The sequence below is a fragment of the Thermostichus sp. OS-CIW-29 genome (genome assembly GCF_054058195.1).
Genome location: NZ_JBSSAB010000005.1, coordinates 64,354 through 80,313 on the forward strand (window position 1 = coordinate 64,354; position 15,960 = coordinate 80,313).

Annotated in this window: 10 protein-coding genes and 1 pseudogene; 5 read left to right on the forward strand and 6 right to left on the reverse strand. The window is 59.7% G+C overall.

What is annotated here, in order from left to right:
• Positions 1 to 59: 59 nt before the first annotated feature.
• Positions 60 to 1,031, reverse strand: a complete 972-nt coding sequence (locus ACVWZJ_RS03210; RefSeq protein ID WP_011433995.1) for a putative 2-dehydropantoate 2-reductase — start codon at positions 1,029 to 1,031, stop codon at positions 60 to 62.
• A gap of 51 nt (positions 1,032 to 1,082) precedes the next feature.
• Positions 1,083 to 1,631, reverse strand: coding sequence for a bifunctional pyr operon transcriptional regulator/uracil phosphoribosyltransferase PyrR (gene pyrR / locus ACVWZJ_RS03215; protein ID WP_011433996.1), 549 nt, complete (start codon positions 1,629 to 1,631; stop codon positions 1,083 to 1,085).
• A gap of 160 nt (positions 1,632 to 1,791) precedes the next feature.
• Here pyrR and ACVWZJ_RS03220 point away from each other — a divergent pair, with 160 nt between their 5' ends.
• Entirely contained in the window at positions 1,792 to 2,322 is a 531-nt protein-coding gene (locus ACVWZJ_RS03220; protein WP_457394559.1) for a pentapeptide repeat-containing protein, read from the forward strand.
• Between the two features lie 47 nt (positions 2,323 to 2,369).
• Here ACVWZJ_RS03220 and ACVWZJ_RS03225 read toward each other — a convergent pair whose 3' ends face one another.
• Positions 2,370 to 3,083 (reverse strand): biliverdin-producing heme oxygenase, encoded by a 714-nt coding sequence (locus tag ACVWZJ_RS03225; RefSeq protein ID WP_457394562.1) that lies wholly within the window; start codon positions 3,081 to 3,083, stop codon positions 2,370 to 2,372.
• A 593-nt stretch (positions 3,084 to 3,676) separates the two neighbouring features.
• Here ACVWZJ_RS03225 and rpoB point away from each other — a divergent pair.
• From rpoB to ACVWZJ_RS03245, 4 genes are all read left to right on the forward strand, one after another.
• A complete protein-coding gene (rpoB, locus tag ACVWZJ_RS03230; protein WP_457394565.1) occupies positions 3,677 to 7,096 on the forward strand; it encodes a DNA-directed RNA polymerase subunit beta in 3,420 nt (1,139 codons plus the stop codon).
• 115 nt (positions 7,097 to 7,211) lie between these two features.
• The gene (locus ACVWZJ_RS03235) at positions 7,212 to 9,095 is read left to right on the forward strand and encodes a DNA-directed RNA polymerase subunit gamma (RefSeq protein WP_457394568.1); all 1,884 of its coding nucleotides are present in this window, start codon (positions 7,212 to 7,214) and stop codon (positions 9,093 to 9,095) included.
• A 53-nt stretch (positions 9,096 to 9,148) separates the two neighbouring features.
• Positions 9,149 to 13,063, forward strand: coding sequence for a DNA-directed RNA polymerase subunit beta' (locus tag ACVWZJ_RS03240; protein WP_457394571.1), 3,915 nt, complete (start codon positions 9,149 to 9,151; stop codon positions 13,061 to 13,063).
• Complete coding sequence (locus ACVWZJ_RS03245; protein WP_457394574.1) at positions 13,044 to 13,766, forward strand: uracil-DNA glycosylase; 723 nt, start codon at positions 13,044 to 13,046, stop codon at positions 13,764 to 13,766. The genes ACVWZJ_RS03240 and ACVWZJ_RS03245 overlap by 20 nt, the downstream gene beginning before the upstream one ends.
• On the opposite strand, the gene tenA is transcribed toward ACVWZJ_RS03245, so the two are convergent.
• From tenA to ACVWZJ_RS03260, 3 genes and pseudogenes are all read right to left on the reverse strand, one after another.
• Positions 13,763 to 14,422, reverse strand: a complete 660-nt coding sequence (gene tenA, locus ACVWZJ_RS03250; RefSeq protein ID WP_414416477.1) for a thiaminase II — start codon at positions 14,420 to 14,422, stop codon at positions 13,763 to 13,765. The genes ACVWZJ_RS03245 and tenA overlap by 4 nt on opposite strands.
• A 320-nt stretch (positions 14,423 to 14,742) precedes the next feature.
• On the reverse strand, positions 14,743 to 15,768 hold the full coding sequence (locus ACVWZJ_RS03255; RefSeq protein WP_011434004.1) for a long-chain acyl-[acyl-carrier-protein] reductase: 1,026 nt from the start codon (positions 15,766 to 15,768) through the stop codon (positions 14,743 to 14,745).
• 44 nt (positions 15,769 to 15,812) lie between these two features.
• Positions 15,813 to 15,944 (reverse strand): annotated as a pseudogene (locus ACVWZJ_RS03260) (RNA-guided endonuclease TnpB family protein); the annotation flags it as partial.
• Positions 15,945 to 15,960: the final 16 nt, after the last annotated feature.

The following is a 15,960-nucleotide window of genomic DNA, read 5'->3' on the forward strand; positions in this document are numbered from 1 at the left end:
ACAAGCCAAGAAGAAAGCCTGGTCCAGCCCTGGGATCGCTCCGCCGGATCTTGAAAAACCTAAGCCTGCTGCTCCCCAGGGATCCCTCGATTCAGGCGATCCAACACCTGCAACTGCCGATAGAGCATTTCAACCCGTGGTAGATGGATCCCAGCTTGTCGAGCGTACTGCAGTGGGTTGCCGAAGATCACCTGCAGTTCCAGAGGACGTTTGCGCTCATAGTCGATTTTCATGCTGGTGCGGTAGGGGGCCATTTTCTCGGTATTGATGAGCATTTCTTGGATCAGGGAGTCGGGAAGCAGGCGATCACAAGCTGCAGCTCCCTGTATCACCTCCTGCATCAGCGTTTCCGCCAAAGCACGGGCCTCAGGGTCTCGAATCATTTGCTGAGTATCGGCATTGAACACCACCGAGAGGCCGTTGAAGGGAATATTCCAGACCAGTTTCTGCCAGCGGGCCAACATCAAATCTGGTGAGAGCGAAGTCGGGATCCCTGCCCGTTGAAAATCGGCTTGAACTTGTTGAAGGCGGGGCGTGATCCCTTGGGGGGCATAGCCAGGGCCGTACTCTGCCAGCAGCACCGAACCGTAATCCAGATGGTGAATGTGGCCGGGGCCAACCTTATTGGAGCTGATGAAGCAGAGGCCCCCCATGACCCGCTCTGGGCCAACGCAATCGGCAATCTCGGGTTCCACCCCCAGCCCGTTTTGCAACAAGATCACCACGCCATTCTCGGCCAACACAGGCGGGATCAAGTGCGGCAGAAGCGCATTTTGGGTGGCTTTCAAAGCCACGATCACCCCTTCGCAAGCGGGCATGTCCTCCACGGCTGCGTAGGCATTCACCTGGGGCAAATGAAAATCCCCCCAGCAGGACTGCACCCAGAGGCCGCTTTGGCGAACATGGTCATAGTCGCTGTGCAGCAGAAAATGCACCGAAAAGCCCGCCTGTTGCAATTTCGCCCCATAAAATCCTCCCAAAGCGCCCGTGCCCAAAACAGCGTAGCGGCGGGTTTCCGGCAACCGAGGCATGGCGGCAAGTTTTAGCAGGTCATCCCCAAAATACCGCACCCCAGCGCCGGCTCAGGACTTGATCTTTGCCGTTTTGTCTATCAACAGCACCCGCTCTTCTGCATCGGTTTCCCGCAGATGGACTCTCACCGTTTGCTCCGGTTCTGTGGAAAGCTGACAACCGCAGTAATCGGGCTGGATGGGGAACTGCCGGTGACCCCGGTCGATCAACACCGCCAATCGCACCCGTTCCGGTCGCCCAAAGTGGTTTAGAGCCTCCAAAGCTGCTCGCACGGTGCGACCGCGAAAGATCACATCATCTACCAGCACCACTTCTTGGCCGGTCAGGTCACGCGGCATTTCGCTGCGATCGGGGGTGCGCAACCCGCCGGCGCTCAAATCGTCGCGGAAAAAAGTGATGTCCAGCTCCCCCACTTGGGGCGGGATCCCCAGCAGAGTGGCAATCCGATCCCGCAGGCGGTAGGCCAGGGGAACTCCCCGGGTGCGAATGCCGATCAACGTCAACTTTTGGAGGTGGGGATGATCCCTGCCGATCGCCTCTGCCAGACCCTCGATCAGCCCGGCCAACTGCTCCGCATCGAAGACCTCGATCTCGGACATGGATCCCTGTCGCCCCCTCGCCAATCGCGGATCTGGTCTGTAGAAGACTTTAGTAGAAGACTTTAAGATAGCCCAACCTGCCGGCGGGATCCCTATCCGGTAAGATAAAACCAGAAGCAATTCCCAAGCCATGGAGGTTTCCTTGAGGGAGGGATCCACGATGTCTGTTGCTTGGCTGGCTTCGGTTCTGGCGAGGCGGTCTTGGCTGAGCCGTTTCCTGCGGGGGATGGTGCTTTGCGGGCTGATACTCTGCCTGGGGGTTACTCCGCTGGGATCCCCGGCCCACGCCGAAGACTACACCAAACGAGATCTACAGGGGGTGAGCTTTGCAGGGCAAGACCTGAGCGGCTGGAAGTTTCTCAAGGCCAACCTGCGCCAAAGCGATCTCAGCCATGTGAAGGCGGCAGGGGCGAACCTGTTCGGGGCCAATCTCAGCAAAGCCAACTTGCGCGGAGCCGACTTGCGCGGGGCCACTTTGGACATGGCCAACCTACAGGGTGCGGATCTGCGAGAAGCGCAACTGCAGGACAGCATGATGTGGCTGGCCCGAGTCGAAGGGATCCAAATTGATGGGGCCGATTTCACCAATGCCTTAATACGCCAAGACGCCCTCTCCATCCTCTGTGAACGGGCCACCGGCGTTAACCCTGTAACTGGTCGGGCCACCCGCGACACCCTCGAATGTAACTAGCCCTCACCCCCTCTCCTCTGGGAGAGGGGAGATCTGGAATCTAGGGCTCAGGAGCTGGGAGCGGCTGCCTCAGAACGGGTGGGCTTGCGTTGAAACTGGCTGAGCAGCGAATTCCAGGCCAAGCGGGCCATCGACAACAGCCAATTGCCCTCCAACTCCCTAAACAGATCCATGTTCAGCTTGAAGGCATAGTTGGCCTCTGCCACAATGCGGTCGATGGTGGTTTGATCCAGCTCCAACGCATCCAGCTGGGCGCGGTAGCGCTGCTTGAATTTGCCCTCATGAGGGATCTGCTCGAAATCGTAGAAGGCCGTTCCTTCCCCCTGCGGCAAGCCCATGGCCCGGCGGGCAATGTTTTTGAGGATTTGACCGCCCGACAGGTCGCCGATGTAGCGGGTGTAGGCGTGAGCGATCAGCAGAAGCGGATCTTTTTCCACCACTTCCCGAATGCGGTTGACATAGACCTGGCAGGCAGGGGAGGGCTTGACCACAGCGCGCCAATTGGGGCCGATAAAATAATTCAAGTCCTTCTCCAGGCTGGTCTTGCGCCACAGCTCCGGGTAGTAGAACCGGCCCACCAGCGGGTGCTCTCGCAGTTGGGCAAAGCCCTCTTCCAGAGCACTGTAGACAAAGTAGAAATTGCCCACGTAGCGGCTGTAGGCCCGCTTATCCACCACTCCCTTCAGGAAACACTTGATAAAGGCCATGTTCTCGGCCATGGTGTGGGACTGCTTGGTGCCCTCTCGCAACTGGGCCGACAAGCTGTGGTCCCGGTTATACAGATCACTTTTTTTATTCTGATTGTTCTGACTTTGACTCACAAAACCCTCCTCGCCAACAAACTGTGCTTCATTAGATCACCCGCAGATCACCCGCAAGCCATCCCGAGGTTCCCCCAGCCTGAGAAGCTTTGTAAACCCATTCCCGATCCTTTCTCATGATTGATGGCTCCGCGTCTTGCCCCCTAGCCTGCATCAACAGCGTGCATCTCAAAAGCGACAAAGACCGGCGCCGCGTCCACCCTGGCGACCGGCTGAGCCTGTCAGAACCACCCCTCCGATCCCCACGGTCGACCGGAAATCCGAGCTGGAGCAGCGGATGATCCGTAAAAACGGTCAAAGATTAGAATAATCTGCCTGAGTGTGAATGGATGTGAACAATCCTTAAGGCACGGTGGGAATCGTCCCTGCTCCGGCAGCCAAAAGGGGATCCCCAGCGGTTTTGCCGAGATTTTCCAGGTGCGCCCCCACGGGATCCGGACAGTCCCTCGGCCTTTGTAACGTTCGTTGACGATCGTTGGCGGGGTTTCTATAATGAGAAGCCTGACTGCAGCGCGACCCCTCCCGAGCAACGCATGACACAATTAGCAGTGCCATCCCCTGTCGCTCCTACCTTTCCTGACCTGGTGGAGATTCAGCGGGAGAGTTTCTTGTGGTTTTTGCGAGAAGGGTTTGAAGAGGAGCTTCTCAGCTTTTCCCCCATCGTCGATTACACTGGTAAGCTGGAGCTGCACTTCCTGCCTGAATATCGCCCTGGGGATCCCTCCAAAGGGTACAAGATCAACCGCCCCCGCTACGACCCCGAGGAGGCCAAGCGGCGGGATGCCACCTATCAAGCGCAGATCCGGGTGCCCACTCGCCTGATCAACAAAGAGACCGGCGAGATCAAAGACATGGACGTCTTCATCGGCGAACTGCCCTTGATGACGGATCGGGGCACCTTCATCATCAACGGCGCCGAGCGGGTGATCGTCAACCAAATTGTGCGCAGCCCCGGCGTCTATTACAAATCGGAGCTGGACAAAAACGGGCGTCGCACCTACAGCGCCAGCCTCATCCCCAACCGCGGTGCCTGGCTGAAGTTCGAGACCGACAAAAACGGCCTGGTGTGGGTGCGCATCGACAAAACCCGCAAGCTCTCGGCGGCAGTTCTGCTGAAAGCCTTGGGCCTGAGCGACTCCGAGATTTACGACAACCTGCGCCACCCCGAATTCTTCCAGAAAACCATGGAGAAAGAGGGGCCCTACACCGAAGAAGAAGCCCTAATGGAGCTGTACCGCAAGTTGCGGCCCGGGGAACCCCCCACCGTATCGGGTGGCCAGCAGTTGCTGGAATCCCGCTTCTTCGACCCCAAACGCTACGATTTGGGCCGGGTAGGGCGCTACAAGCTGAACAAAAAGTTAAATTTGAACGTAGCCGAAAGTGTGCGGGTGCTTACCGTCACCGACATTTTGGCCGTCATCGACTACCTGATCAATTTGGAGTACGACATCGGCCATGTGGACGACATCGACCACCTGGGCAACCGCCGCGTGCGCTCCGTGGGCGAGCTGCTGCAAAACCAGGTGCGGGTGGGCCTGAATCGCCTGGAGCGGATCATCCGAGAACGGATGACAGTCTCCGAGTCGGAAAACCTCACCCCGGCCTCTTTGGTCAACCCCAAACCCTTGGTGGCGGCCATTAAGGAGTTCTTCGGCTCCAGCCAGCTCTCCCAGTTCATGGATCAGACCAATCCCCTGGCGGAGCTGACCCACAAGCGCCGGTTATCTGCCCTGGGCCCCGGCGGCCTAAGTCGGGAACGGGCCGGCTTTGCGGTGCGGGATATCCACCCCAGCCACTACGGCCGCATCTGCCCCATCGAAACTCCAGAAGGCCCCAACGCCGGGTTGATTGGATCCCTGGCCACCCACGCCCGCGTCAACCAGTACGGCTTTATCGAAAGCCCCTATTACCGGGTCGAGAACGGCGTGGTGCGCAAAGATCTGGGCATGGTCTACCTCACCGCTGACGAAGAGGACGAGTACCGCGTGGCCCCGGGGGATGTGCCGGTGGATGCCGAGGGCCGCATCACTGCCGACTTGGTGCCGGTGCGCTACCGCCAAGAGTTCACCACCGCCCACCCCACAGAAGTGCACTACGTCCAAGTGGCGCCGGTGCAGGTCATCTCGGTGGCCACCTCCTTGATCCCCTTCCTGGAGCACGATGACGCCAACCGTGCCTTGATGGGAGCAAACATGCAGCGGCAGGCGGTACCCCTGCTTAAGCCGGATCGGCCCTATGTGGGCACTGGCCTGGAAGCCCAGGCGGCACGCGACTCCGGCATGGTGGTGGTGTCGCGCACCAATGGCGTGGTGACCTATGTCTCTGCCGACGAAATCGTGGTGCGGCCAGACGACGGCGGGGATCCAATTGTCTATCGCCTGCAGAAATACCAGCGCTCCAACCAAGACACCTGCCTCAACCAGCGTCCCCTTGTCTATACGGGGGATCGGGTGGTGGCTGGCCAGGTGCTGGCGGATGGCCCGGCGACCGAAGGGGGCGAGTTGGCTTTGGGCCAAAACGTGTTGGTGGCCTACATGCCCTGGGAGGGCTACAACTACGAAGATGCCATCTTGATCAGCGAGCGGCTGGTCTACGACGATGTCTTTACCTCGGTACACATCGAGAAGCACGAGATCGAGGCCCGGCAAACCAAGCTAGGCCCGGAAGAGATCACCCGCGAGATCCCCAACGTGGGGGAAGATGCCCTGCGGGACCTGGATGAGAACGGCATTGTGCGCATTGGGGCTTGGGTGGAGGCCGGCGACATTTTGGTGGGCAAAGTCACCCCCAAAGGGGAGTCGGATCAGCCCCCAGAAGAGCGGCTATTGCGGGCCATTTTCGGGGAAAAGGCTCGGGATGTGCGGGACAACTCGCTGCGGGTGCCCAACGGCGAGCGCGGTCGGGTGGTGGATGTACGCATCTTTACCCGCGAACAGGGGGATGAGCTGCCTCCCGGCGCCAACATGGTGGTGCGGGTCTACATTGCCCTCAAGCGCAAAATCCAGGTGGGGGACAAGATCGCGGGCCGTCACGGCAACAAGGGTATCATCTCCCGCATCTTGCCGATTGAGGACATGCCCTACCTGGCGGACGGCACACCGGTGGATGTGGTGCTCAACCCCTTGGGGGTGCCCTCTCGCATGAACGTGGGCCAAGTGTACGAGTGCCTGCTGGGCTGGGCAGCAGAACATCTGGGGGTGCGCTTCAAGCTGATGCCCTTCGACGAGATGCACGGTTTGGAAGCCTCCCGTCTGACGGTGGAGGCCAAGCTGAGGGAAGCCCGAGAGAAGACCGGCAAGGACTGGATTTTTAACCCGGAAGGCAAGTACTGCGGCAAAATCCAGGTGTTTGACGGTCGCACCGGAGAACCCTTTGACCAGCCTGTTACGGTGGGCCGCGCCTACATGTTGAAGCTGGTGCACTTGGTGGATGACAAGATCCATGCCCGCTCCACCGGCCCCTATTCTTTGGTGACCCAGCAACCGCTGGGGGGCAAGGCGCAGCAGGGCGGCCAGCGCTTTGGGGAGATGGAGGTGTGGGCTTTGGAGGCGTTTGGGGCAGCCTACATCCTGCAGGAGTTGCTCACCGTCAAGTCCGACGACATGGTGGGGCGCAACGAGGCTCTCAACGCCATCGTCAAGGGCAAGCCCATCCCTCGACCCGGCACGCCGGAGTCCTTCAAGGTGCTGGTGCGGGAGCTGCAGTCCCTCTGCCTGGATGTGTCGGTACACAAGGTGGAGGTGGACAGCGAAGGGCAAACCCACGATGTGGAAGTGGATCTGATGGCCGATACCTCCAACCGTCATACTCCCTCTCGACCCACTTATGAATCGGTTACGTCTGAGGATCTCTCGCCATCACCAGCCTTTACCAGAGTGCTCCGCACCGCTGACGCGAATGCCAGCCGCAGCCTTGAGGAAGATGAGGACGAGGAGGAGGAAGAGGACTTTTGAGGGTTGAGAGCGCTCCCCACCCCTGACGCGAACGTGACGGGGATCCCATTCAACCCACGAAGGAGGGTGGGGCTTCCCTCTCCTTTGGGTTCAGCAAGCCAGGAGGAAAACGGCGATGGCCAAAACAGAGCAACGCTTTGACTATGTCAAAATCGGCTTGGCTTCTCCAGAACGGATCATGGAGTGGGGCCAGCGCACCCTGCCGAATGGTCAAGTGGTGGGGGAAGTCACCAAGCCCGAGACCATCAATTACCGCACCCTCAAGCCGGAGATGGATGGTCTTTTCTGTGAGCGCATCTTTGGGCCGGCCAAAGACTGGGAATGCCACTGCGGTAAGTACAAGCGAGTACGGCATCGGGGGATCGTCTGCGAGCGCTGTGGGGTGGAGGTGACCGAGTCGCGGGTGCGCCGCCACCGCATGGGCTACATCAAGTTGGCCGCTCCGGTCACCCACGTTTGGTATTTGAAAGGGATCCCCAGCCACATCGCCACCCTGTTGGACATGCCGCTGCGGGATGTGGAGCAAGTGGTGTACTTCAACGCCTACGTAGTGGTGGATCCGGGCAATGCCCAGAATCTCTCCTACAAACAACTGTTGACGGAGGATCAATTCCTCGAGATCGAAGATCAGATGTACGAGGAGGGATCCGAACTGCAACTGCCGGAGAACTGGGCGATGATCGGGGCGGAGGCCATCGAGCGCCTGCTCAAGGATATCGACCTGGAAAAAGAGGCGGAGCAACTGCGGGAGGAGATCACCAGTGCTCGCGGCCAAAAGCGGGCGCGCCTGATCAAGCGGCTGCGGGTAATCGACAACTTCATCGCCACCGGATCCCGTCCGGAGTGGATGGTGTTGCGGGTGCTGCCGGTGATCCCGCCGGATCTGCGCCCCATGGTGCAGTTGGATGGGGGCCGCTTTGCCACCAGCGACCTCAACGATCTCTACCGTCGTGTGATCAACCGCAACAACCGCCTGGCCCGGCTGCAGGAGATCATGGCGCCGGAGATCATTGTGCGCAACGAAAAGCGCATGCTCCAGGAGGCGGTGGACGCGCTGATCGACAACGGTCGGCGGGGGCGCGTGGTGGCGGGGGCCAACAACCGTCCCCTCAAGTCCCTCTCCGACATCATCGAAGGCAAACAGGGGCGCTTCCGGCAAAACCTGTTGGGCAAACGGGTGGACTACTCCGGACGTTCGGTGATCGTGGTGGGGCCCAACCTGCGCATGCACCAGTGTGGCCTGCCCAAAGAGATGGCCATCGAGCTGTTCCAGCCCTTTGTCATCCACAAATTGATCAAGCGGGGCATTGTCAACAACATCAAGGCTGCCAAAAAGATGATCCAGAGCAATGACCCACAGATTTGGGATGTGCTGGAAGAGGTGATCGACGGCCACCCCGTCTTGCTCAACCGTGCCCCCACCCTGCACCGCCTGGGGATCCAAGCTTTTGAGCCAATCCTGGTGGAGGGAAGGGCGATTCAACTTCACCCCTTGGTCTGCCCTGCTTTCAACGCCGACTTCGACGGCGACCAGATGGCGGTGCATGTGCCCCTGTCGTTGGAAGCCCAGGCGGAAGCGCGCCTGCTGATGCTGGCCACCAACAACATCCTCTCCCCGGCCACCGGCGCTCCCATCATCACCCCCAGCCAAGATATGGTGCTGGGATGCTACTACCTGACGGCAGATAACCCCCACCAGCCCGATCTTGGCGATCGCTTCTTCGCCAGCTTGGAAGATGCTCTCATCGCCTACGACCGCGGCGCCATCGGCCTGCACAGCAAGGTCTGGGTGCGCTACCACGGCCCGATGGAGTTGGGCAAGGGCGAAAAAGAGTCCGAGCCGCAAATTATCGAAGAAGCGGGCGGCATCCGCCTCAAGATCACCAACTACCGCCGTATCCGCGAAGATCAAAACGGCAACGTGATCAGCCAGTACATTCGCACCACGCCGGGCCGGATCATTTTTAACAAGACCGTGCAAGATATTTTGTCTGCGTAGTTACCCTCTGCCGTAGGACGGCTCTTCTCTCCCCTTCTCTCTAGCGAGGCATCATGAGCGAAAAAGGACGATTTTCCGCTGGCCTGTCGCGGCAGGCTGCCGACGACAACAAAGCCGACACCCCCTTGCCCCCTGTGCCCTTTCGCAACTATCAAATTGGCAAAAAAGAGCTGCGTAACCTGATTGCCTGGTCCTTTGCCCGCTACGGCACAGCCCGCACTGCTCAGATGGCGGATGCTCTGAAGACCCTGGGCTTCAAATACGCCACCCAGGCAGCCGTCTCCATCAGCGTCGAAGACCTGCGCGTTCCCCCCAGCAAGCGGCAGTTGTTGGCGCAAGCGGAAGCCGAGATCGAGGCGGCCACCGAGCGCTATACCCGTGGAGAAATCACAGAGGTGGAGCGCTACCAAAAGGTGATCGACACCTGGAACCAGATCAACGACCAGATCAAAGAGGAGATGCTCAACAACTTCCGGCAGAACGATCCCCTTAACTCCGTCTACATGATGGCCAACTCGGGGGCGAGGGGGAATGTCTCCCAGGTACGGCAGTTGGTGGGCATGCGCGGCCTGATGGCCAACCCCCAGGGGAGGATCATCGATTTGCCCATCAAAACCAATTTCCGCGAGGGCCTGACCGTTACCGAATACATCATCTCTTCCTATGGGGCCCGCAAGGGTTTAGTGGATACGGCTCTGCGCACCGCCGACTCCGGCTACCTCACCCGCCGTTTGGTGGACGTGTCTCAGGATGTGATCGTGCGGGAATCCGACTGCGGCACCGACCAGGGCATTCTCCTGGAATACCTGATGGATGGGGACAAGGTGGTGGTGTCTTTGGAGGAGCGCTTGGTGGGCCGAGTGCTGGCGCGCGACGTGGTGCACCCAGAAACCCAGGTGGTGCTTGCCCGTCGCAACCAAGAGGTGGATCACGACCTGGCCAAGACGATTGTGGAGGCCGGCATCCGCCAGGTGATGGTGCGTTCTCCCCTCACCTGTGAAGCCAACCGCTCCGTGTGCCGGATGTGTTATGGCTGGAGCTTGGCCCACTCCCGCCTGGTGGATCTGGGGGAAGCGGTCGGGATCATCGCCGCCCAATCGATTGGGGAGCCGGGCACCCAGTTGACCATGCGCACCTTCCACACGGGAGGCGTGTTTACAGGGGAGGTGGCCCGCCAAATTCGCGCCCCCTTTGCGGGTGTGGTGCGGTTCCCGAAAAATCTGCGCACCCGCCCCTTCCGTACCCGCCACGGCGACGATGCTCTACAAGTGGAGGTAAACAACCAAATCATCTTGGAAGGCCCAGACGGTCAACGGGAGTCCTTCGACATGACTCAGGGATCCACCCTGCTGGTGCGGGACGGAGCCCAGGTGCAGCGGGATCAGTTGATTGCAGAGGTGTCCCTGGCCAAGGCCAGCCGTAAGAGCACCGAGAAAGCCCAGAAAGAGGTGGTGGCCGACCTGGCTGGAGAAATTCGCTTTGCCGATCTGCCCATCGAGGAGAAGACTGACCGCCAGGGTAACACCACCTACACTGCCCAGCGGCAGGGATTGATCTGGGTGATGTCTGGACAGGTGTACAACCTGCCTCCGGGGGCCGAGCCGGTGGTGAAAAACGGGGATCGGGTGCAGGCGGGGGATGTGATCGCCGAAACCTCGCTGGTGACGGAGCATGGCGGCATTGTGCGGCTACCGGAGCGCAGCGACACCAGAAGTGGGCGCGAGGTGGAGATCATCAACGCTTCGGTGGTGTTGCGGGAAGCACGGGTACGGGTGGAATCCCACCAGGGGCGGGAACAATTTTTGCTGGACACTTCCAGTGGGCAGACCTTTGTTCTCAAGGCCACTCCGGGCACCAAAGTGGGCAACGATGAGGTGGTGGCGGAGCTGATCGACAACCACTTCCGCAGTCAGACGGGAGGCTTGGTGAAGTTCGCCGGCATTGAGGTGGCACGGCGCGGCAAGGCCAAGCAAGGTTACGAAGTCATCCAGGGCGGCACCCTGCTGTGGATCCCAGAAGAGACCCACGAGGTGAACAAGGACATCTCCCTGCTGAACGTGGACGATGGCCAGTATGTGGAAGCAGGCACTGAGGTGGTGAAAGACATCTTTTGCCAGAATGCCGGTGTTGTCGAAGTCATCCAGAAGAACGACATTCTGCGGGAGATTGTCATCAAGCCGGGATCCCTGCATCTGGTGGACAACCCCGCCGACTTGGAAGTGAAAAGTGGCACCCTAATCCAGCCAGGGCAACCGGTGCTCAGCAGCATCGTTCCCGACCGACTGGTCTACCTGGAACACGTGGAAACTCCCGAAGGCCCAGGCTTGCTGCTGCGTCCGGTGCAGGAGTACGAGATCCCCGACCGGCCCTTGGTGCCCACTCAAGAGTCCACCAGCGAGTCCGGTCGCTCCATTCGTCTGCGGGCGGTGCAGCGGGTTCCCTTCAAAGATGGGGAGCGGGTGAAGTCGGTAGGCCCTGTAGAGCTCCTGCGCACCCAACTGGTGCTGGAAATCGATACCGACGCCCCACAACTGAAGGCCGATATCGAGCTGATCCAAGATGAGAAGGATCCAGATATTCGCCGCCTGCAACTGGTGATTCTGGAAACTCTGTTGCTGCGCCGCGACGTGGAAGCGGATCTGACGCAGGGGAGTACCCACACGCGGCTGTTGGTGAAGGAAGGAGACTCCATCGCCAGCGGAGATGTTATCGCCCGCACCGAAATCCAAGCCAAAAAGGCCGGGATCGTCCAAGGGATCCGCGAGGGAGCGGAGGTGGTACGGCGGGTGCTGGTGATTACCGACGACGATCTGGTGCAGGTGCCCCTGACAGGTTCAGCCAGCGTGACGGTAGGGGCGCTGGTGCGGGCCGGAGATGAGCTGGCGCCTGGGATCCCTTCTCCACAGTCGGGACAGGTAATGCAGATAACGGACGGCCAAGTGGTGTTGCGGATAGCGCGGCCCTACTTGGTTTCTGCGGGTGCCATTCTGCAGGTACGAGATGGCGATCTGGTGCAGCGGGGGGATTCCCTGGCCCTCCTGGTGTTTGAGCGGGCCAAGACGGGGGACATCATCCAGGGTCTGCCGCGGATTGAGGAGCTGCTGGAGGCCCGCAAGCCCAAGGAAATGTGTGTTCTGGCCAAGCGGCCCGGCACCGTTCAACTGAGCTGGCGGGGAGAGGAGCCGGATTTGAAGGTCATCGAAGCCGATGGCACCGTTAGAGACTATCCTGTGCTGCCGGGGCAGAGCTTGATCGTGGTAGATGGACAGCCGGTGGGGGTGGGGGATCCCCTAACCGATGGCCCTGCCAACCCCCACGACCTCTTGGAGATCTACTACGAGTACCATCGCCAAACCTTGGGAGATGACCAAGCCGCACGGTTGGCTCTGCGGGAGGTGCAGCGCTTCTTTGTCAACGAAGTGCAGAACGTCTACCGCTCCCAGGGGGTGGAGATCTCCGACAAACACATTGAGATCGTGGTGCGCCAGATGACCTCCAAGGTGCGGGTGGATGATGGTGGCGACACCATCCTGTTGCCGGGGGAGCTGGTGGAGTTGCGGGAAATCCAGCAGATCAATGCCACCATGGCCATTACTGGAGGAGCGCCGGCCAAATACACGCCCGTCCTGCTGGGGATCACCAAGGCCAGCTTGAATACCGACAGCTTCATCTCAGCGGCCAGCTTCCAGGAAACCACCCGCGTGCTGACTGAGGCGGCCATTGAGGGCAAATCCGACTGGCTGCGCGGCTTGAAGGAAAACGTAATCATCGGGCGCTTGATCCCGGCAGGCACGGGCTTCACCACCTACGAGGAGATTGCCGCCGAGCCGGAGCCTGACGAAGAGGAGGAAGAGCCTGCGGTGTTGCCGGAGCTGCCGCCTCGTTTGATCTTGGAAGATGATCAATTGATCGACGATTCCACCCCTGCCTTCGACGAGCTAGAGGAGGATGACGACGAGGAGGAGTGAGGCGCTGGGTCTCCAGGATTGGGCCACTTTGCAAACTGAAATCGTCAGTTGCTGCCGCTGCCCCCGCTTGGTGGCCTGGCGAGAGTCAGTCGCCCTTCAGAAGGTGGCCCGTTTTCGCGACCAGCTCTACTGGGGCCGACCGGTGCCAGGGTTCGGGGATCCGCAGGCGCGGCTGTGGGTGATCGGGTTGGCGCCGGCAGCCCATGGGGGCAACCGCACCGGGCGCGTGTTTACCGGGGATCCCAGCGGGGACTGGCTGTTTCGCGCCCTGTACCGAGCCGGGTTTGCCAATCAGCCCACCTCTACCCACCGAGAGGATGGCCTGCAATTGCAGGATTGCTACATCTCGGCAGTGGTGCGCTGTGTGCCCCCGGAGAACCGCCCCACCGCCATAGAAGCCAAGACCTGCCTGGGCTACCTGAAGCAAGAGCTGGAGCTGCTAACCCAGGTGCGGGTGATCCTGACGTTGGGGCATTTTGCCTTCCAACACGCTCTGATGCTCTTGTCGCCTCTCAGGCCCCGCCCCCGCTTTGGCCACAATTGCGTTATTCCTTTGGCAGAGGGTCGCTATTTGCTGGCGTCTTACCATCCCAGCCGGCGCAACACGGCCACACGGCTGCTGACGGAGCCGATGTTGGATGCCGTTTTCGCGCAAGCCCAGCAGTTGCTGTCTGGTAAGCCAGCCCGACCGGCTGAGGATTAGGCGGGTTGCCAAGATTCGAGGCGATAGGCACTGTCCCAAAACAGCCATTCCAACCGGGAGGCAGTGACAAAAGCTGCCCTCATCTTTTCCCGCAGCGGTTCTGTAGCCTGCTGAGCGACGGAGTCGGTGATGTCCAAAGCCTGCTGCACCACTTGGGCAAATTCTTCCCCGGCGTAGGTGTCGATCCACTGTTGGTAGGGATTGTCAGGCTGCGCGGTGCGATAGATGGTGGATCCCACCTCTCGGTAGATCCAAAAGCAGGGCAGCACAGCGGCAATGGCCACCTCATAGGGATCCACAGCCGCCGCAGCCAACAAAAAACGGGTATAGGCGAAGCAGGCAGGGGCATAGGCTGTTTCGGGTTGAATGTCGTAGAGGCGAAAATAGCTTTCGTGCAGGCTGCGTTCGGCCACAATGGCTCCCAGGGCAAAGTTCAAGAAACTCACCACCTGCTCAGCCCCTTCGGAACGAGCTCCAATCAAGGCCAGGGCGCGGGCAAAGTCGGTGAGATAAAGAGCATCCTGCTGCAAGTAAAACTGGAACCGCTGCCGCGATAGGCTGCCCGCTGCCAACTCTCGGTTGAAGGGGTGATCGAGGATTTGCTTGTAGATGGGCTGAATGGCTTGCCAAAGGTGGGCTGTAAAGGACTGGGGCATGGCGACCGTCTCTCGGCGTTTGGTCTTCAGCTAGAAATTGCAGGAGCCCCGCACTGTACCTATAAAGTCAGTGTTGGGAGGAATGCTATAATAATACTGCGGGCACCAGAAACGGTCTTTTTAAGGCACTGGTAACGGTCGATTGGGGGTGCAGTAAACCACCCCAGAGGCTCGTGGTTGGCTTGCTAACTGCAGGGCTACTAAAAGCCCGCTCCGTACCGCCTAGCGGTTGGTGTCGGGTAGTTTACTCGATTGGTGATTGGCCTGACCAGGGCCAGCACCTCTGCTGGGGCTGAGGCTTTCTTCATTTTGAATCTCAATTAGGCTTCGGGCATGAGGGGGCGAAACCCATGCTTGCGGGAAAGCTGCCCGATCAGATCCAATTTCTCAAGGGTGATCAAATTACGGCCCCAACTGAAATTGGTGTACAGCCCCTCAAACTCCAGCAGCATGGATTCAGCAAAGCAGGCAAAAAGCTGACGGGCCGGGTTGGCCACATTCAAAAACTGCATGATGTTCCATTCAATATCCAAAGAGTGCTCCACCATCCCCCCGTCAATGACGTAGAGTCCCTTTCGCTGCAAGCTGGAGGCGATGTTCTTTGGGTAGCCACCGTCGATGATGACACAGGGATCCGGCAAAACTTGGGGATCGAGGGCCATGCCCTGGCTCATGCTGGCCACCCAAACGATAAAGTCAGCGCGGGGCAGGGCCTCTTCCAGCGAAGAGATCTCCCCCTGCTTGAGCTTGGCCTGCAATTCCTCCAGACGCCGTCGCTCTCGGGCGATGAGCAACAATTTGCCCAAGTGAGTGTGGGCCACCAACCATTGACAAATGGCGCTGCCGATATCTCCGGTCGCCCCCACCACCGCAACCGTAGCGGCTGCCAAGTCCATGGCGTAGCGCTGGGCCGCCAACTGCAGTTGCTGACAGATGATGTAGGCCGTGTGGGTATTGCCGGTGGTAAAGCGTTGGATCTCCAAGTCGATGTTGCGGACTCGCCGGAGACTGTCGAGGCGAAAAGTCTCAAAAATGATGCTGCTAAATCCCCCCAAAGCCGTAATGTTCAAGCCGCGCCGCTGGGCTAGGGCCATGGCATTCAACACTTTCCGACAAGCTGCCTTCACCCGTCCCCCCGCCAACATCTCCGGCAAGAAACAGGATTCGACGTACTGCCCATAAATCTTTTGGCCGGTGATGCTGGTTACCGTGATCTCGTCCACCACCTGAGGGGGAGCCATGCACCAGAACTCCAGGTCGCTCTCCGCATATTCGGAATAACCCAGCTTGTCTGCCACCCGCTTCGCATGGGCCAGGCTGGTCAAGTGCCCGATCAGGCCGAACATAAAGGTTTACCCGCTTGGATAAGTAAACTACCCGACTCCGACCGCTAAGCGGTACAGGGCGGGCTTTCAGTAGCCCTGAGCCTGCTCTGCCCTACCAGAGAACAAAACAAGCCCGGACCTCTAGGCTGGTTTACAGCAGCCCCCAAGAGCGCAATTACGTTTGCACCATTAAGGTCCATTGTACTTCATCAA

Excerpts from the sequence above, each read along its gene's own strand:
- ACVWZJ_RS03235 (WP_457394568.1), top strand. The coding sequence starts at position 7,212 with ATGGCCAAAACAGAGCAACGCTTTGACTATGTCAAAATCGGCTTGGCT.
- pyrR (WP_011433996.1), bottom strand. The coding sequence starts at position 1,631 with ATGTCCGAGATCGAGGTCTTCGATGCGGAGCAGTTGGCCGGGCTGATC.
- ACVWZJ_RS03240 (WP_457394571.1), top strand. The coding sequence starts at position 9,149 with ATGAGCGAAAAAGGACGATTTTCCGCTGGCCTGTCGCGGCAGGCTGCC.
- ACVWZJ_RS03220 (WP_457394559.1), top strand. The coding sequence starts at position 1,792 with ATGTCTGTTGCTTGGCTGGCTTCGGTTCTGGCGAGGCGGTCTTGGCTG.
- rpoB (WP_457394565.1), top strand. The coding sequence starts at position 3,677 with ATGACACAATTAGCAGTGCCATCCCCTGTCGCTCCTACCTTTCCTGAC.
- ACVWZJ_RS03210 (WP_011433995.1), bottom strand. The coding sequence starts at position 1,031 with ATGCCTCGGTTGCCGGAAACCCGCCGCTACGCTGTTTTGGGCACGGGC.
- ACVWZJ_RS03245 (WP_457394574.1), top strand. The coding sequence starts at position 13,044 with ATGACGACGAGGAGGAGTGAGGCGCTGGGTCTCCAGGATTGGGCCACT.
- ACVWZJ_RS03255 (WP_011434004.1), bottom strand. The coding sequence starts at position 15,768 with ATGTTCGGCCTGATCGGGCACTTGACCAGCCTGGCCCATGCGAAGCGG.
- tenA (WP_414416477.1), bottom strand. The coding sequence starts at position 14,422 with ATGCCCCAGTCCTTTACAGCCCACCTTTGGCAAGCCATTCAGCCCATC.